We start from the raw sequence: 17761 nt of genomic DNA, 5'->3' as shown, positions 1-17761 counted from the left end.
GATTTGTTCGAATCCGCACAGCGTGGCAGTCTGGAATGTGGCTGACCAGCGCCGCCTCTCCATTTCTCGAAGGTATTTCACATGATCCCGTTTATCCGCCGCCTTGCGGCCAAACCCACCCGGTGCCTTGCTGTGGCCCTTGTACTCGCATCCCCCGCCACGGCCGATCACTGGATGCAAATCGCCGATCCGCAGGTGGTTCAGGCGCTGAACGAGCTGGCCATAGTCTATGGAAATGCCTGCCAGATGGGCAATCAACAAGCCTGCTGGATGGCCCAGAATGTCCAGAGCCAGGGCGGTATGATGCTGAACGCGGGGTATGAGTGCCAGGTCAACGGCAACCCGCAGGCCTGCGCCTTCTATCAGAACGCCTATGCCCAGCTAAGCCAGGCCTACGCCGCCACCCAACAGGCGATGACGCAAGGCCAGATGCAGCAACCTACGCCCGGCTACGGCGGGCAGATGGGCACCACCCACGCAGAGCGCATGCAACAAATCCAGAACTGGGGCCAGGAACGCCTGCAATGGGGTCAGCAGCAGCAGCAGATGATGGACAGGAACCATGAGCGGTTCATGGAGACTTTGCGCAACTAGAATAGGTTCCAAAGTGATCGCGCTCCGCGCGATGCCTCCGGCGGGGATATTTAAGGCCCAAAGAAGCGCGGACCTTCTGAATTCTTTGGGCTCAAAATATCCCGGGGGAATCCGCGCAGCGGATGGGGGCAGAGCCCCCTTCCCCATTTCCACTCAAAGAAAGCTTTGCGGATCGATGTCCACCTGAAGCCGCAGGTCGCCGGTCAGGCGCAGCGGAGCGATCCAGCGTGACAGGGCGCCTTGCAGCGGCGCGCCCTTGGCGGCCTTCACCAGCAGCCGCACCCGGTGGCGGCCGCGGACCCTTGCGATGGGCGCCGGTGCGGGGCCGAAGACCTGGGCGCCAATCTCGCGCAACGCGCCATCATTGCGGGCCAGCGTGTTTCCCGCGTCGAACACCCGCGCCACATCGCCGCCCGACAGGATGATCCCCGCCATCCGGCCATAGGGCGGCACCCCCGCCGCCGATCGCTCGCGCAGTTCGGCCTGCCAGAACCCGGTCTCGTCCCCCGACAGGATCGCGCGGATCACGGGGTGTTCGGGCTGATAGGTCTGCAACAGCGCCTGCCCCGGAATCGCGGCGCGCCCGGCCCGGCCCGCCACCTGCCGCATCAGCTGAAACGTCCGCTCGGCGGCGCGCAGGTCGGACCCTTGCAACCCCAGGTCGGAGTCAATCACCCCGACCAGAGTGAGATTGGGAAAGTTGTGCCCTTTGGCTACCAGCTGCGTGCCGATCACGATATCCGCACCGCCCTGCGCAATCTGGTCGATCGCCGCCTTCAACGCCCGCGCGCTGGCAAACAGATCCGATGACAGCGTGACGATGCGCGCTTCGGGAAACAGGGCGATGGCCTCTTCCGCCAACCGCTCGACACCTGGGCCGACCGGGGCCAGCTTGTCCTCGACCCCGCATGAAGGACAGGCTGTGGGAATCGGCGTAGTCTCGCCGCACTGGTGGCACATCAGCCGTTTCAGGAAGCGGTGTTCGACCATGCGGGCGTCGCAGTGGTCACAGCCGATCTGTTGCCCGCAGGCGCGGCACAGCGTCACCGGCGCGAACCCGCGACGGTTAATGAACAGAAGCGACTGTTCGCCCCGCTCCATCCGCGCCGTCACCGCGCGTTCCAGCGTCGGGGAAATCCACCGCCCCGAGGGCAGCGTTTCCGCGCGCATGTCGATGGCGCGCATCTCGGGCAGCACCGCATCGCCAAAACGCGCCGTCAGTTCGACCCGCGCGTATTTCCCGGCCTCGGCATTGGCCCAGCTTTCCAGGCTGGGCGTCGCGCTGGCCAGCACCACCTGCGCCCCGACGATCGAGGCACGCAGCACTGCCATGTCGCGGGCGTTGTACAGCACCCCGTCTTCCTGCTTGTAGGATGTATCGTGTTCCTCATCCACGATGATCAGCCCAAGGTGCTGGAATGGCAGAAAAAGGGCCGAGCGTGCGCCGACGACCAGCTGCACCTCGCCTTGGGCCGCCATCTTCCAGATGCGGCGCCGTTCCGTCATGGTGACGCCCGAATGCCATTCAGCCGGGCGCGCGCCGAACCGCTGTTCGACCCGGGTCAGGAACTCCGAAGTCAGCGCGATTTCCGGCAACAGCACCAACGCCTGCCGCCCGCCGCGCACGGCCTCGGCCACCGCCTCCAGGTAGACTTCGGTCTTGCCCGACCCGGTGACACCTTTCAGCAGCGTCGTGCCATAGCCGCCCGACAGCGCCGCGCGCAGATGCGCGGCGGCGGCGGCCTGGTCGTCGGTCAGCGGTTTGCCGGGCAGGTCGGTGTCCAGGCGTGGGAACGGCGTGTCGCGAGGACTTTCCTCTTCCCGCACCGCACCCTGTGCCACCAGGCCCTTGACGACCGATGTCGAGACGCCCGCCATCTCGGCCAGTTCCTTCAGCGTGAAGGACAGCCCGCCAAACTCGCGCAGCACCTCGAGCACACGGGCGCGCGCGGCGGTGGCCCGATCCGGCATCCCGTCGCCCAGCCGATAGACCCGCCGCATCGAGGGCGCATCGCCCAGGCCCGGTGCCCGCGTTGCCAGCCGCAACATCGCCGACAGCGGCGTCAGCGTGTAATCGGCAGCGCGGCGCAGGAAATCGCGGAGCTCTTCGCGCATCGGCGGCGCATCCAGCACGCGGATCACGCTGCGCACCTTGGACGCATCGAAATCGCCCTGCCCCGGCCCCCAGACCACGCCCATCACCTTGCGCGGGCCCAGCGGCACCTCGACAAAGGCGCCGGCGAAACAGCCTCCTTCGGGCGCGCGGTAATCCAGCACCCGGTCCAGCGGCTGGGTGGTCAGCACGCCGATCAGCGTGCCTTGTGGAAAGTAGCCTTCGTCGCTCATGCGACCGGCTCTGGGAAATGCGGATGTCGGCCCATAACTGCGACGAACCATGCCCGCGCGCGCAATGCAAGCGGTGCCGGGGCGGCGGGTTCCGCTTTCCCACGCGCGTGTCATGCGCTAACAGGGGCGCAACCGCACGCGCCACAGATGAAAGGACGCCAGATGAAATTCTTCGTGGATACCGCTGAAATCGACGCCATCAAGGAGTTGCACGCCCTTGGCATGGTCGACGGGGTGACGACGAACCCCTCGCTGATCATGAAATCGGGCCGCGACATTAAGGACGTGACAAAAGAGATCTGCGACCTGGTCGATGGCCCCGTGTCGGCCGAAACCGTCGCGCTGGACGCCGAAGGCATGATCGCCGAGGGCCGCGAGCTGGCCAAGATCGCCGAAAACATCGCGATCAAGGTGCCGCTGACATGGGCCGGGCTGAAGGCCTGCAAGGTGCTGACCGACGAAGGCCGCATGGTGAACGTGACGCTGTGCTTTTCGGCCAACCAGGCATTGCTGGCGGCCAAGGCCGGGGCCACGTTCATTTCGCCCTTCATCGGGCGGCTGGACGATTTGAACCTCGACGGGATGGAGCTGATCGCGGATATCCGCGAGATCTATGACAACTACGGCTTCCAGACGAACATTCTTGCCGCCTCGATCCGCTCGGCCAACCACATGAGCGACTGCGCCAAGATCGGCGCCGATGTGGCCACCGCGCCGCCGGCCGTCATCAAGGCGATGGCGAACCACGTTCTGACGGACAAAGGACTTGATGCCTTCATGGCCGATTGGGCCAAGACGGGTCAGTCGATCCTGTAACGCCTTTGGCGCGGCCCGGCGACGGGCCGTGCCAGATCGTCCTAGTAGGCGTCCTTAAATCCGCGCTGCACCAGGTAGGCATCGCATTTGCGATGCGCGGTATTGATGATCAGATACCAGACGGTTTCCCCGGGCCGCCCCGCGCGGGAATATTCGCAACGGTTCGGCGCGGTCCACCATTGCCCCTTGTAGCCCGGCGGCGGCAGCATCTCGGCCCGCGCCGTCTTTACCGGTTTCTTCGAGGCGCGCCCGAATTTGTTCGACAGGTCGGCGCTGACTGGCACGGCCGTGAGCGACAGAATGGTCAATGCGGCAGCAAATGTCTTGAGCATTTTTTACTCCTGAACTGGGCCCGCCCCCATCGGGCACGCCGGAAACATGAAACGGTCTGACAACGCCCCGGCGTGAATGGCGGGCAGATCGCCACCGGAGCACAGGCCGCGACCCTGATGCAGAATTCTGGCAAAACTGTGCGCGAATCTTGACGAAGCCGGGCGAAGCGCCAGAGAGTCCGCGTCATTCGAAGCCAATTCGAATTAAATGTTTCCTGATCCGGGTCAGCAGAATGCAAGCCATGGCAGAAATGCGCAGAACCGTCGCAGACACGCCGATCGGCCCGATTGCGATTACCGCACGTGCCGATAGGATCACGGCACTCACCTGGGTGACATCCGCGCCGGATAGGCATGCAGATCCGCTTCTATCCGAAGCCTCCCGCCAGTTGGCCGCCTACTTCGCCGGACACCTGCGGAATTTTGACCTGCCACTTTCTGTCGAAGGGTCAGACTTTCAGCGCGCTGTTTGCGCCGCGATGAAGGCGATCCCCTTTGGCGAAACGCGCACTTATGGCGAAATCGCGAAACAGCTGAGTGCACCAGCCCAAGCGATTGGACAGGCCTGCGGCAACAATCCGATACCCATCATAATTCCCTGCCACCGCGTGCTGGGTGCCCGGGGCCTTGGAGGATTTTCCGCGCGCGGCGGGGTCGAGACCAAGGTCGCGCTGCTGCGCCACGAAGTTGCCGCCGGCCTGCTGATCTGAGGTTGGATGGCGACCCGAAGCAAAAAAGGGGGCTCTGCCCCCGTCCCTTCGGGACTCCCCCGGGATATTTGGAGCCCAAAGAATGAAGACATGGCCTTGCTTCTTTGGGCTTTAAATATCCCCGCCGGAGGCATCGCGCGTCAGCGCGATTCTTCTTTCGAAGGTATCAGCATCTGGGCGATGCCGGCGAACAGCAGGTAGACGGAGGTGACGATCAGCCCCCAATGCGCCCAGCTTTCGGGATGGAAATCGACCCAAGCCGCCCAGCCTGCGAAAAAGGTCCAGGCCAGGGCCATCGGCAGGCTGATCGCGCGCCAGCGTGCCGTGCGCACGGGGTGGATGAATTTCCACGGTAGGAACATCGTCACGGCCAGTGCTGTCACAAGGCCGAGGATCACCCAGAAGTTGGGTTCAAGCGCGAAGATCACCAGTACGACCATGTTCCAGCAGCCGGGAAAGCCGGAAAAGGAATTGTCCTTTGTCTTCATCCGGGTGTCTGCAAAGTACATGGCGCTTGCGAAGGTGATGACGATGATCGCGACCCAGCCCGTCCAGCCCGACATCAGACCCGAGGTGAACAACGCGAAAGCGGGGATGAACACATAGGTCAGGTAGTCGATGATCAGGTCCAGCAGGACGCCATCGAATTCCGGCGCGTTGGCTTTCACGTCGTATTTGCGCGCCAGCGGGCCATCGATGCCATCGACAAAGAAAGCCACCACCAACCACAGGAACATCATGTCCCATTTGCCCTCGACCGCGGCCAGCATCGCGAGCATGGCAAAGACCGCGCCGGTGGCGGTGAACAGGTGAACGGCAAGGGCTTTGAGGTGGATTGTCATGCTCCCTGTCTGCCGCAACCGTTAACGCGATGCAAAGACTAATCCGGCATTCTGCTATTACGCGCGAGGGTGGGCGCGGTTGTACACCTCAATCAACTGCGCGGTTTCCACGCCGGTATAGGCCTGGGTGGTGGACAGCGAGGCATGGCCCAGCAATTCCTGGATCGCGCGCAGGTCGCCTCCGGCGGCCAGCAGGTGGGTGGCAAAGGAATGGCGCAGCGCGTGGGGCGTGGCACTGGAGGGCAGGCCCAGCTGCATCCGCGCCTGCGCCATCGCGCCCTGGATCGCGCGGGGCAACAGCGCGCCGCCACGCACGCCGAGAAACAGCGGCGCCGTGGGCTCGGCCTTGAAGGGGCAGAGCCGCGTGTAGTTTTCCACCGCGTCGCGCGCGGCCGGCAGCACCGGGACCAGCCGTTCCTTCCCGCCTTTGCCAAGGATTCGCAGAACCTGCGGCAGGGGCGCATCGGCGCCGGTCAGGCCCAGCGCCTCGGAAATGCGCAGCCCGCAACCATAAAGCAGCGTCACCACCGCCACGTCGCGGGCCGCCACCCATGGCGTTTCCGACTGCATCCCCATCGTGTCGATCACGTCGCGTGCGGCGGGTTCGGCCAGCGGGCGCGGCAGCTTGCGCTGGAACCGGGGGGCGCGAGTCGACAGCACGGCGGTGGGTTCAAAACCTTCACGTTCGGCCAGCCAGCGGTAGAAGGATTTCACCGCCGAGAGCTTGCGTGCAAGCGAGCGCGACGACAGCCCCTCGCCCCGTTCCCGCGCCATCCAGGCGCGCATATCCGACACGGTGATCCGTTCCAGCGCGGCGAGCCCCTGCCCGCCGCCGTGATGTTCGGCCATGAAAGCCAGAAACCCGGCCACGTCGCGGCTGTAGGCGGTGATCGTGTGATCCGCCGCGCCAGCCAGCGCGCGACGGCCGTCCAGCCAGTTTTGCAGCGCGTCACGGCAGGCGGGCGAGATAAGCGTCATTTCAGCCAGTGCCGCATGGCACGTTCGAACACGCCCGCGAAGAAGGCCAGCAGGTCGGTGCCCTGTTGCGGGGTGAAATGCTGGGCGTCTTCCGAGCCCATGACCAGCATCCCGGGCAGCCTGCCCTCGCCGAAATTCAGTCGCAGGCAGGCCTCGGAGCGGATCCAGTCCGCATCGGTGCCGAACAGCGCGGGCAGCGGATCGGCCACATGGCGCAGGGTGATCTGGCGCGGCGTGCCCCGGCGGCCTTTCAGGATATAGCCGTCGATGAACCCCGGCGGCATCACCGACAGCGCGCCGTGCAGGCGGCTGACCGTGGGCGCGCTGTCGTCCTGATCGCTTTCCAGCACCAGCGTGATCTTGTCGACCTGCAGGATGTCGGCCACCTCGCCGCCCAGATCGCGCAGGAAACGCTCAAAATCCGACGGGTCCAGCATCCGCAGGATGGCACGATGCACCTGGTTGGTTCCGGCCAGGTTTTCATAGGCCGCCGCGATGACCGAGCGGTGCGTGTCTTCCAGCCGGTCAAGGCGGGTTTCCAGCCGCTCCATCGCGATTCCACGAAGATCGATGATGTTGCTGCCCATCGCGCGTTCATTGGCGGCGATCAGCGCATGCATCACGTCGTGGTCGTCGAGAATCGCATCGGGCTTCGAGAGAATCGCCTCTCGAAGCGTTGAATCCAGTTTCGGGCTACTGCTCATGCCGGCCTCTTGTTGCTTGGCCCGGGGTATAGCACGGGAAACCGGCGAGGGGCAGAAAAACTGCCCCCGGTCGCGGCCCGAGCGGCGAAAATCAGGCGCGCCAGAAGTGGACGGTGAAAATCACGTAGACGGCCATGATTTCCAGCCGACCCGTCAGCATCGCGGCCGACAGGATCCATTTCGCGGTATCGTTCAGACTGGCGAAGTTGCCCGCCGGGCCGATGGTGTCGCCCAACCCGGGGCCGATATTTGCCAGCGCCGTGGCCGCGCCCGAGACAGATGTGGTCAGGTCAAGCCCGGTCAGCGCCAGCGCGACCGACACCAGCCCCAGCGAGACCACGAAGAACACGAAGAACGAAATCACCGATCCCAGAACATCGGCTTCGATCGGGCGGCCTGCGTAGCGCGGCACGAACACCCCGTGCGGCGATCGGATGCGCCGGAGCTGCGCCTTGATCGAGGCAAACAGCAGTTGATAACGGAAGATCTTGATCGAACAGGCGGTGGAGCCGGCGCAGCCTCCGATCAGCCCGATAAAGAAGAACAGCGTGATCAGGAACGGCCCCCAGGTCATGTAGTCGACGCTGGCGTATCCGGTGCCCGACATGATCGAAACGATGTTGAACAGGGCCTCGCGCATCGACTTTTCCCAGTGGTGCGGAAAGATCGTCGTCAGCACCACCGTGGAGATTGCCACCAGCACTGCGATGGTGGCCAGAAAGGCGCGCACCTGGCTGTCTTTCAGCACGCTGGTGAGGTTGCCGTTGATCAGCTGAACATAGCGCACGAAGGGCAGCGCCGCGAGGATCATGAAAACCGAGGCGACATATTCCATGTTTCCCGAAAACGTCCCGAAACTGGCGTCATAGCTGGAAAACCCGCCGGTCGAAACGGTGGTCAGCGCGTGCATCGTGGCATCGAAGACCGTCATGCCCAGCGCGGCGTAACACAACATGCAGGCCATGGTGATCGCCACGTAAATCACCGAGATCTGGGCCGCGATGGCTGTGGCGCGGGGCAGGATTTTCCCCATCGTCTCAAAGGCCTCCGAGCGGAAAATCTGCATCCCGCCAACCCGAAGTTCGGGCAGGAACACCATGGCGACAACGATGATGCCAATGCCGCCCAGCCATTGCAGGATACCGCGCCACAGGTTCAGCCCCTTGGGCAGGTCGTCCAACCCGCTGATGACGGTGGACCCGGTGGTTGTCAGCCCCGACATGGCCTCGAAATAGGCATCGGTGAAATTCAGCGCCGAGGCACCCAGCATCATTGGCAGCGCACCGAACAGCGGCAGCGCGATCCAGACGCCGGTGGTCAGCAGGAACGTCTGCTGGATGGTCAGCCCCTCTTGCACGCCGTTGGCACAGGCCAGCGCCACCAGCCCGCCGATCAGGATGGTCAGAACGCCGCTTTCAAGAAAGACAATCCAGTGGCCGTTGCCCTGCGCCAGATCGACCAGCATCGGCACCGACATGGTTGCCCCGAGAATGGACACCAACAGGCCGATCACATATCCGACGGGGCGCAGATCAAACATGGCGCAAGCCATGAATGGCCGCCCCTGCCCTGTCAAGCGGGCAAAGGCGTTGGCCCCGTGTCATGGCACCGGACGTCTGAAACCGTGGCAATCTGGCGCTGTGGATCAGCCGATGTGGAACAGTGAGGCGAACAGCCTTGGGTCAAGGCTCTGTGCGGCGAATGTCTCGCCCTCTGTCAGGACCGACACGGCATCATGGCTGTGCAGGCTTTCCTGATGGCTGGCCACCACGCGGAAATCACCGATCCGCGGATCCTCCAGCAGCACGCTGGAAAACAGCCTCGCCGCATCTTCGACGAACATCGGATTGGCGGCGTTCAGCTCGGCAAAGGCCTGTTCGTCCTCGCGCTTCACCATCACCTGCGTTTCAGTCGGCACCGCGCGGCGGCAATGCCCGATCAGGTCCTCGAACCACAGGCAATCGCCCTCGACACAATCCAGCGCCACGGAAATCCGCGCGACCGAACGTTGCGAATGCGGTGTTGCCAGTTGCCCCCGCGTCGCGCGGGCATGTTCCGACAGTTCCAACGAACAGGGGCAGGTCGAGGAATAGACGTAATCCAGATGCATGAACTTGCGCCGCTGCCCGTCGCTTTCGACAAGCTCCAGAGCGATGTCGTAATACTGATATCCCGACAGGCCCGAGCGCAGGCTGCCCAGCCGCATGGGAAACGAGAACCGCATCTGGATACGGGCATCAAGGCTTTCTAAATCGGATTTGTAGTCGTCCAGCGCGGCCTCGATCACCTCGAAGCTGAAGGTCTTGTCGGCATGGGTATAGAAGCTGCGCATGATGCGGCTCATGTTGATGCCCTTCTTGTCGGCATCCAGCCCCACAGTACCCGTGACCGAGGTTTCCAGAGTCAGGTCGTCGCCATCGCGGGTGTGAAACCGGATCGGCAGGCGGAAGTTGGAGATGCCCACATGCTGGATCGGCTTGCGCGCGCCCCGGATCAGGCTGGCCGGGCCGTTCTGCAGATCGGGCAGCGTGGCGCGATAGGCGCTGTCGGCATGGAAGCCCTCGGGGTAGTCGCGCGACAGGGGCGGGTAATTGCCCAGATCGCGCCCCGGCAACAACCGGGCCAACGCCGGATCCAGCGCGCTCAGTTCCTCGTCGGTGGACTTCTGCGCCCAGCGCCGCAGCAGCGCCAGCGCGTCGGCGGCATCATCCATGTCGGGTTCCGGCAGGGCAGAGGGGGGCAGGTGCACGTTCATGGGGCGTTTCCTTGGGCGGTTGGCCATAATGTAGGCCGTTTGACCGGCGATACCAAGCCTTCTACGCGCCACGCCCCGGGCCGGATCACCCGGACCCGACGCAAAAGGGCGCCCAAGCGAAGGACGCCCCTTGCTTTCAGATTGAAATGTCTCAGGCCGCGCGGCGAGCGCGACGGCGAGCCGCCATGACGCCGAACAGGCCAAAACCGCCAGCCAGCAGCGGCAGCGAAGCCGGCACCGGCACCACACCCGCGGGCGAGGAATTGACCGTCAGCTGCGAACCGGGATTGCCCGCGCAGGCGGTAGTGGTCGAGCCGACCGAACAGAAGTCGGCACCGGGGCCAAAGCGTGTTTCATCCGAGCTGACCATGATCAGACCCAGGTGCGACGCCCCGGCATCCAACAGGCCCTGAAGGAAGCTGGCGGAGATCGACACGTTGTAATCCATGCTCATATCCACAACCGAAAACGACCCGACCAGCGTCTGCACAAGGTTGCCGTCGGCGATCGTTGCGACGCCATCCCCGGAATAGCCGTACAGGTTCACAACACCCGGCACGCGCGTTCCGCGCACGCTGAAGCTGACCGAGGCGGATTCGACCGTGTCACCCGCAGCGATTCCCGACAGATCGTATTCCAGAACGCCACGGCCCGTGCGCCAATTGCCAAAAACACGCAGGTACGCGTCGTCCTGCGGACCGGCGTAGTCCATCACGCCATCAAAATCTTCGTCCCCAACTGTCACATCTGCAACGGCGGTGGTTGTCACCGTGGCGGCAAATGCGGGGGTTGTGAGCAAGGCGAGCGCCGCAGCTGCGAAAAAAGAAGTCTTCATCGTACAATTCCATATTCCACTGAGGCTTTCTTTATGAAAGCCCCAGCGGAATATGGCAATAATGTGTCCAGAAAAATGGACGGATTTGGCATTAAATTCCGGCAGATACCACCATTGGTGACGGGCCGGAAACCTGCACTCAACCTGCGGCGGCATCCAGCGCCTGCCGGATGTCGGCCAGCAGATCGCCGGTATCCTCGATCCCCAGCGACAGGCGGATCAGGCCGGGGGTGATGCCCAGCGTGGTCTTCTGCGCGTCGCTCAGACGCTGGTGCGTCGTGGTCGCCGGATGCGTGACGATGGATTTCGCATCGCCCAGGTTGTTGGAAATCAGGATGATCTGCAGCGCATTCAGGAAGGCAAAGGCCGCCTTTTGCCCGCCTTTCAGGTCCAGCGAAAGCACTGTGCCACCCCGCCCCATCTGCTGCGCGCACAACGCGTGCTGCGCATGGCCCGACAGCCCCGGATAGATCACGCGGTCCAGCGCCGGGTGATCCACGAGCGCCTCGGCAATCGCCTGCGCCGAGTCGGCCTGGGCATTCACGCGCAGGCTCATGGTTTCCAGACCCTTCAGCATGATCCACGCGGTGAACGGGCTCATCGAGCCGCCGGTGTGCTTCATGTAGGGTTCAACCGTCTTGCGGATGAATTCGCGGCTGCCAAGGATCACGCCGCCCAGCGCCCGGCCCTGCCCGTCGATATGTTTGGTCGCGGAATAGATCACCACATCGGCGCCCAGCGCGAAGGCCTTCGAAAACACCGGCGTGGCAAACACGTTGTCGATCACCACCTTGGCGCCCGCCGCATGGGCCAGTTCGGCCACGCCCGCCACGTCGATCACCTCGAGCGTGGGGTTCGAGACGGATTCGAAGAACACCGCCTTGGTGTCGGGGCGGATCGCATCGCGCCACTGGTCCAGATCGGTCCCATCGACGAAGGTCACCTCGACGCCGTAGCGGCCCAGCACCTCTTCGAGGATATACAGGCACGACCCGAACAGCGCCCGCGCCGACACGACATGATCCCCGGCTCGCAGCATCGCCGTCAGCGCGCCCGACACGGCCGCCATGCCCGATGCGGTGGCAAAGGCATCTTCGGCCCCTTCCAGCGCGGCGATGCGTTCCTCGAACATGCGCACCGTGGGGTTGCCATAACGGGCATAGATGAATTCATCGTCGCCCGTCTGAATGAACCGCGCCTCGGCGGATTCGGCGCTGTCATAGGCAAAGCCCTGCGTCAGGAAAATCGCCTCGCTCAACTCGCCATACTGGCTGCGGCGGGTGCCTGCGTGGATGGCCTTGGTGCGGTTGGTCCAGTCGTCGCTCATATCGTCCTCCGGCCCTTCTTGGGCACAACAAAAAACCCCAGACGCGGTCAAGCGAAAGGGGGTCTTTCATCCTGACCTTTTAGCGGAAGTTGTTTAACGTGGCCCGCAATCCGGTAACAAATCGCCACGGTGTCTGATGCGGCCCGCTTACGCTTGTCACGGGCACAGGTCAAGCGCGCAAGCGCGCCACGGGCGCGCGTCACATCGCTGTAACGCGCGCGTCATGCCTGCGTCATCTGCCTTGGCCATAGGTGAACCACCATATCTAGCAAGAGGTGCCCGATGCCCCTGCTCCGGATCAACGCCTGCGGTGACCAGCCGCAGATGCATAACAGCCCCCGCGACGTGGCCACCGTGCTACGGATGCACAGGGGGGATGGGCCGGTGATCGTGATGATCCACGGCTACAAGTACCGCCCCAACCTGCCCGATCACTGCCCGCATCTGCATATCATGGCACTGCACCCGCGCGACATGCCGTGGCGCGCGCCCAGTTGGCCGCGCCAGTTGGGGTTTGGAACAGGGCATGTCGGCGAAGGGCTGGGCATCGCCTTTGGATGGGAGTCGCGCGGTGCGCTCTGGTCGGCCGAGCGGCGCACACGGCCAGCGGGGCGCGCCCTGGCGCAGGTGCTGCGGCAGCTGCACGACCAGCAGCCCGACCGCCCCGTCCACCTGATCGCGCATTCCATGGGCATCGCGCTGGCGCTTGAGGCGTTGCACCACCTGCCCGCTGGCGCCGTACAGCGGATCGTGTCGATGACAGGCGCCGCCTATGCGACGCGCGCGTTGGCGGCGCTCGGCACACCTGCGGGCCGCGCCTGCGATTTCATCAACGTCACCAGCCGCGAAAATGACCTGTTCGAGTTTCTGTACGAACGGCTGATCGCCCCACCCGCCCGCGGCGACCGGACATTGGGCTTTGGCCTCAGCGCGCACAATGCGGTCACGCTGCAACTGGATTGCGACGACACGCTGGCCCTGCTGGCCCGGCGCGGCGCGCCCGTCGCCCCGCCGCAACGGCGCATCTGCCACTGGTCGTCCTATACCCGGCAGGGGGTCCTGCGGTTCTACCACGACCTGCTGCGCCAGCCCGAAACATGGGCACTGGACCGGCTGCGCCGCGACCTGCCCGACGCGGGTGCGCCGCGCTGGTCACGATTGATTGCGCCCCCACAAGGCGGTCTGGCCTTGCCGATGACGCAAAATCCGACATGATCGCCTCCCAAAAGGGGGACCGCATGACAATCGACCTGTATTACTGGCCCACGCCGAACGGCTGGAAAATCTCGATCGCATTGGAAGAGATGGGGCTGGCCTATGACACCCACCTCGTGAACATCTCGGCCGGGGATCAGTTCAAGCCGGACTTCCTCAAGCTGTCGCCGAACAACCGGATGCCCGCCATCGTCGATCCCGACGGGCCAGACGGCGCGCCAGTGTCGATCTTCGAATCCGGCGCGATCCTGCAATACCTCGCCCGCAAGACAGGGCAGTTCGGCGGCAAAGGCGCGCGCGGGCAGATCGCGGTGGAACAATGGCTGATGTGGCAGATGGGTGGCGTTGGCCCGATGGCCGGTCAGGCGCACCACTTCCTGCACTACGCGCCCGAGCTGGATCCGCCACAGGTGCTCCCTTATGCGCAGGATCGCTACCGCGCCGAGGTCGGACGCCTGTACGGCGTGCTCGACAGGCAACTGGCAGACAATGAATTCGTTGCGGGTGATGATTATACCATCGCCGACATGGCGATCTGGCCCTGGGCGCACCTGTGGAAACGTCAGGAACAGACGATCGAGGACAAACCGAACTTTGCCCGCTGGGTCGAGCAAGTCGGCCAGCGCCCGGCGGTTTTAAAAGGGCGCGCGCTGCACGCGGAAAAGCGCAAGGCACCGACCGAGAAATCGGCGCAGGACCTGCTATTCAAGCGCTAGACACCGGCCCGACCCAAACGCCGCATCCGCCGGATCGGAAATATTTCCCGGAAATATTTCCCCCGGGCCGGCGGCCTGCCCGCCCGAAGCTCAGCGGCTTTCTTCCGGGTCGATCATGTACTTCTGCAACGCCACGATCTGCCACCACAGGAAGGCGAACAGCAGGATCGGAAAGCCGAAGGTTTCGATCTTGACCCAAAGATCGGTCGACATGGTGCGCCAGACAAATTCGTTCGCGGCCGCCAGCAGGGCGAAACACAGGCACAGCCGCTTGGTCAGGATCATCCAGCCTTCGTGCTCCATCGGGATCATGTCGCCCATCACATAGGCCAGCCAGGATTGGCCCCGCAGCAGCCCGATTCCCAGAAGCGCGGCAAAGACGCCGTAAACGATACTGGTCTTCATCTTGAAGAACCGCTCGTCATTGAACCACGCCGTCAGGCCGCCAAAGAAGATCACCATGAACGCCGTGAAAATCTGCATCCGGCTGAGCTTGCCCGTCAGGCGCCACAGCACCGCCATCGACACCAGCATGATCGGCACGAAGATCAGGGTCGAGACGATGAAGCCGGAATAGTCAACGCCGTTCCATGTATAGGTTTCGTCACGGATCCGCATGTAGATCAGGAAGAACAGGATCGGTGGCCCGAGTTCGAGCGCCTGTTTCACCCACACGTTGATTTCGCGTTCCGGTTTGGTTTCGGGCATTCACTCAGCCTCCCATTTCAACGATTACAGCACCCAGCGCGATCAGGGCCATCAGCGCGATCCGGCGGGGTCCGACAGTTTCGCGCAGCACCAGCCAGCCGATCAACGCGGCGAATACGGTCGAGGTTTCGCGCAGCACTGCTGCCTCGCCCACCTTGTCGAGCCGCGTCGCCATCATGACGGCTCCAAAGCTGAAAAAGGCGACGATCCCGCCAATGAACCCGCGCATCATAAGCGGCGCGGGTGCGGGCCGGTCCGTCATCTGTCGCCATCGACGGATCGCAATCACCGGCATCACCATGCCGTCGATCATGAAGAACCACGCGAGAAAGGTGAAAGGATCGGCCGTTGCGCGGATGCCATAGGCGTCATAGGTCGTGTAAGCCGCAACGAACAGCCCTGTCAGCGCCGCCAACCCCAGCGCAGCGCCAAGCGTGTCGCGCGCGCTTTCCAGATACAACAGGTTGTACAGCGCCAGCCCGAAAATCCCCGCGAGCAGCACGGCCACCCCCAGCCACTGGACCGCGTTGAACCGTTCGTCAAAGATCAGATAGGCGCCGATGACCGTGAACAGCGGCCCCATGCCGCGCACCACCGGGTAGACCACCGTAAAGGCGCCCTTGGTATAGGCCAGGGCCTGCAGAAGCTTATAGCCGACGTGGATCACGAAGGCCCCGGCAAAGATCGGCCACATATGCGGCTCGGGCCAGGGCACCACGAACAGCGCGAAGGGCGCGGCCATGACGCCATAGCAGAAATCGATCGCCCCGCGCGACAGCCACGGATCGTATCGCCCCTTCTGCAGCGCGCCGAACACCGCATGCAGGAAGGCTGCCATCAGGGCCAGCACAAGGGCCGCCTGATGCCCGGCCTCTGTGCCCTCGAGGGCGATGATCCAGTCGCTCATGTCTTGCTCGATCCGGGTTCTTGCGCCCTGCCGCGCCATGGCACCATGGGGGCGATCTCGTGTCCCCGGCGGCAGGAACCGCCGCGCAGGCCAAGCGTTTCATTGAACGGGAAATGCATCATGGAGGCACGCAGCACAAGATGTTCGAAGAAATTGCACGCGAGTTCAGCACCAATTTCGCGGCGGTGCCTGCGCCGGCATCCTTTGCCCGGCTGCTGGCGGCGGTCATCCTTGGCGCGGTGATCGGATTCGAACGGGAATGGCGCAACAAACCGGCAGGGCTGCGCACCCATATCCTTGTCTCGGTTGCGGCCTGCCTGTTCATCATCCTCGGGCTGGAAATCACACAGCTTGATTTCAACGGCAGCGGCGAACAACGCAACGACCCGCTGCGCATGATTGAGGCAGTAACAGCTGGCGTGGCGTTTCTTGCGGCTGGCTTGATCTTCACCGCAGGAGGCGAGGTGCGCAATGTCACAACCGGGGCCTCGCTGTGGCTGGCGGGCGCCATTGGGCTGGGCTGCGGCGCGGGCCAGACGCCGCTGGCGGCGATGGCGGCGGTTCTGGTGGTCGGCGTGCTGCTGATCCTGCGGCAGGTCGAACGCTGGATGGGCACGCACCGCGAGTCGCGTCGGGGCTAGAAACCTCACCCGCGCGGGCCCGGCTCCAGCCCGGTCAGCGCGGCGGCAAATTCCTGCGGATCGAAAGGCGCCAAATCGTCGATCTGCTCGCCCACGCCGATGGCATGAATCGGCAGCCCGAATTTGTCGGCCAGCGCAACCAGCACGCCGCCCTTGGCGGTGCCGTCGAGCTTGGTCATCACCAGCCCCGACACATCCGAGATCTTTCGGAAAGTGTCGACCTGGCTGACCGCGTTCTGCCCGGTGGTCGCATCCAGCACCAGCAGCGTATTGTGCGGCGCGGTGTCGTCCTTCTTGCGGATCACGCGAACGATCTTGGCCAGCTCTTCCATCAGATCGGCGCGGTTCTGCAACCGCCCGGCGGTGTCTATCATCAACAGGTCCGCCCCATCGGCCTGTGCACGGGTCATCGCGTCAAACGCAAGGCTGGCCGGGTCCGAGCCTTCCGGCGCGGTCAGCACCGGCACCCCTGCGCGGTCACCCCACACCTGAAGCTGTTCCACAGCCGCCGCGCGAAAGGTATCGCCTGCCGCAATCACCACCTTCTTGCCCGCCGCGCGGAACTGGCTGGCCAGTTTGCCGATCGTCGTCGTCTTGCCCGAGCCGTTGACACCCACCACCAGCACCACCTGCGGGCGCTTGGGATAGAGCGGCAGCGGACGCGCCACCGGCTCCATGATGCGGGCGATTTCATCGGCCATCAGGCGCTTGATTTCATCAACCGAGAGTTTGCGGCCAAACCGCCCCTCGGCCATGTTGGCGGTGACGCGCAGCGCGGTATCCACCCCCATGTCGGCGGTGATCAACAGCTCTTCCAGCTGCTCGAGCATCGCATCGTCCAGCGTGCGACGCACCACGGGCGCGGCGGGGGCCGTGCGGCCCAGCAGGCGGCCCAGCAAGCCGGATTTGGTCTGCTCCGGCGCGGGGTCGCGCGGTTGCGGCGCCTCGGCGGGCGGGCTCGCGGGGCGTGGTGCTGGGGCGGGCGGAACCTCGGCCGGGGGCGGCGCGGGCGTTGGATCAACCGGGCGCGGGGCCGGGTTAGGCTGCGGCAGTTCGGGCTCTGGCTGCGGCGCCTCGGCCGGTTCGGGGCGTGCGGGCACTTCGGGCGCTGGCGCAGGCGGCTGCTCGACCGGCGGTGCAGGCTGCGTTTCGGGCTTGGGTTGCGGCGCTTCCTGCGGCGCCGGGCTTGGCGTCACATCCGGGGCCGGATCGTGTTCGGGCGTGCCGCCATCGTTGACAATCGCATCCAGCCCCTCTTCGAGCTTGGACGAGGATTTGAACAGCCGATCCTTCAGCTTGGTAAAAAACGCCATTGGCCACTCCGCTGGGTGTTGC

Annotated in this window: 18 protein-coding genes and 1 riboswitch; of the genes, 6 read left to right on the top strand and 12 right to left on the bottom strand. The window is 64.3% G+C overall.

The window, feature by feature from the left end; genetic code table 11:
* Window positions 1-81: 81 nt before the first annotated feature.
* Window positions 82-594, top strand: a complete 513-nt coding sequence (locus FGK64_RS07085) for a hypothetical protein (RefSeq protein WP_138863126.1) — start codon at window positions 82-84, stop codon at window positions 592-594.
* Window positions 595-747: 153 nt separating this feature from the next.
* On the opposite strand, the gene FGK64_RS07080 is transcribed toward FGK64_RS07085, so the two are convergent.
* On the bottom strand, window positions 748-2940 hold the full coding sequence (locus FGK64_RS07080; protein WP_138863125.1) for a primosomal protein N': 2193 nt from the start codon (window positions 2938-2940) through the stop codon (window positions 748-750).
* Window positions 2941-3102: 162 nt separating this feature from the next.
* Between FGK64_RS07080 and fsa the strand changes: the two genes are divergently transcribed.
* On the top strand, window positions 3103-3756 hold the full coding sequence (fsa, locus tag FGK64_RS07075; protein ID WP_138864242.1) for a fructose-6-phosphate aldolase: 654 nt from the start codon (window positions 3103-3105) through the stop codon (window positions 3754-3756).
* Window positions 3757-3797: 41 nt separating this feature from the next.
* Here fsa and FGK64_RS07070 read toward each other — a convergent pair whose 3' ends face one another.
* Entirely contained in the window at window positions 3798-4088 is a 291-nt protein-coding gene (locus FGK64_RS07070) for a hypothetical protein (protein WP_138863124.1), read from the bottom strand.
* Window positions 4089-4321: 233 nt separating this feature from the next.
* Here FGK64_RS07070 and FGK64_RS07065 point away from each other — a divergent pair, with 233 nt between their 5' ends.
* Window positions 4322-4798 (top strand): methylated-DNA--[protein]-cysteine S-methyltransferase, encoded by a 477-nt coding sequence (locus tag FGK64_RS07065; RefSeq protein ID WP_425456631.1) that lies wholly within the window; start codon window positions 4322-4324, stop codon window positions 4796-4798.
* A 140-nt stretch (window positions 4799-4938) separates the two neighbouring features.
* Here FGK64_RS07065 and FGK64_RS07060 read toward each other — a convergent pair whose 3' ends face one another.
* From FGK64_RS07060 to metZ, 7 genes are all read right to left on the bottom strand, one after another.
* Window positions 4939-5640: a CDP-alcohol phosphatidyltransferase family protein gene (locus FGK64_RS07060; protein ID WP_138863123.1), complete on the bottom strand. Its 702-nt coding sequence runs from the start codon at window positions 5638-5640 to the stop codon at window positions 4939-4941.
* A gap of 57 nt (window positions 5641-5697) precedes the next feature.
* Entirely contained in the window at window positions 5698-6618 is a 921-nt protein-coding gene (locus FGK64_RS07055; protein ID WP_138863122.1) for a tyrosine recombinase XerC, read from the bottom strand.
* The gene (locus FGK64_RS07050) at window positions 6615-7322 is read right to left on the bottom strand and encodes a DUF484 family protein (protein WP_138863121.1); all 708 of its coding nucleotides are present in this window, start codon (window positions 7320-7322) and stop codon (window positions 6615-6617) included. The genes FGK64_RS07055 and FGK64_RS07050 overlap by 4 nt, the downstream gene beginning before the upstream one ends.
* Window positions 7323-7413: 91 nt before the next feature.
* The gene (locus FGK64_RS07045) at window positions 7414-8862 is read right to left on the bottom strand and encodes a TrkH family potassium uptake protein (RefSeq protein WP_138863120.1); all 1449 of its coding nucleotides are present in this window, start codon (window positions 8860-8862) and stop codon (window positions 7414-7416) included.
* A 105-nt stretch (window positions 8863-8967) separates the two neighbouring features.
* Entirely contained in the window at window positions 8968-10077 is a 1110-nt protein-coding gene (folE2, locus tag FGK64_RS07040; RefSeq protein WP_138863119.1) for a GTP cyclohydrolase FolE2, read from the bottom strand.
* A 151-nt stretch (window positions 10078-10228) separates the two neighbouring features.
* The gene (locus FGK64_RS07035) at window positions 10229-10912 is read right to left on the bottom strand and encodes a hypothetical protein (RefSeq protein WP_138863118.1); all 684 of its coding nucleotides are present in this window, start codon (window positions 10910-10912) and stop codon (window positions 10229-10231) included.
* Between the two features lie 139 nt (window positions 10913-11051).
* Window positions 11052-12239: an O-succinylhomoserine sulfhydrylase gene (gene metZ, locus FGK64_RS07030; RefSeq protein WP_138863117.1), complete on the bottom strand. Its 1188-nt coding sequence runs from the start codon at window positions 12237-12239 to the stop codon at window positions 11052-11054.
* A 59-nt stretch (window positions 12240-12298) separates the two neighbouring features.
* A riboswitch (SAM riboswitch) is annotated at window positions 12299-12377 on the bottom strand.
* Window positions 12378-12521: 144 nt separating this feature from the next.
* On the opposite strand from metZ, the gene FGK64_RS07025 reads away from it, so the two are divergent.
* Both FGK64_RS07025 and FGK64_RS07020 read left to right on the top strand, forming a co-directional pair.
* A complete protein-coding gene (locus tag FGK64_RS07025; RefSeq protein WP_138863116.1) occupies window positions 12522-13454 on the top strand; it encodes an alpha/beta hydrolase in 933 nt (310 codons plus the stop codon).
* 23 nt (window positions 13455-13477) lie between these two features.
* Window positions 13478-14170, top strand: coding sequence for a glutathione S-transferase N-terminal domain-containing protein (locus FGK64_RS07020; protein ID WP_138863115.1), 693 nt, complete (start codon window positions 13478-13480; stop codon window positions 14168-14170).
* Between the two features lie 90 nt (window positions 14171-14260).
* On the opposite strand, the gene FGK64_RS07015 is transcribed toward FGK64_RS07020, so the two are convergent.
* Window positions 14261-14878, bottom strand: coding sequence for an inner membrane-spanning protein YciB (locus FGK64_RS07015; protein WP_138863114.1), 618 nt, complete (start codon window positions 14876-14878; stop codon window positions 14261-14263).
* Between the two features lie 4 nt (window positions 14879-14882).
* Window positions 14883-15785 (bottom strand): EamA family transporter, encoded by a 903-nt coding sequence (locus tag FGK64_RS07010; RefSeq protein WP_138863113.1) that lies wholly within the window; start codon window positions 15783-15785, stop codon window positions 14883-14885.
* Between the two features lie 140 nt (window positions 15786-15925).
* On the opposite strand from FGK64_RS07010, the gene FGK64_RS07005 reads away from it, so the two are divergent.
* On the top strand, window positions 15926-16426 hold the full coding sequence (locus FGK64_RS07005) for an MgtC/SapB family protein (protein ID WP_138863112.1): 501 nt from the start codon (window positions 15926-15928) through the stop codon (window positions 16424-16426).
* A gap of 5 nt (window positions 16427-16431) precedes the next feature.
* Here FGK64_RS07005 and ftsY read toward each other — a convergent pair whose 3' ends face one another.
* Complete coding sequence (ftsY, locus tag FGK64_RS07000) at window positions 16432-17739, bottom strand: signal recognition particle-docking protein FtsY (protein ID WP_138863111.1); 1308 nt, start codon at window positions 17737-17739, stop codon at window positions 16432-16434.
* Window positions 17740-17761: the final 22 nt, after the last annotated feature.

It is taken from the genome of Arenibacterium halophilum (assembly GCF_005938225.1).
Lineage (GTDB): Bacteria > Pseudomonadota > Alphaproteobacteria > Rhodobacterales > Rhodobacteraceae > Arenibacterium > Arenibacterium halophilum.
Note: the sequence above shows the minus strand (reverse complement) of the source record. Positions and strands in the feature narration are given on the sequence as shown.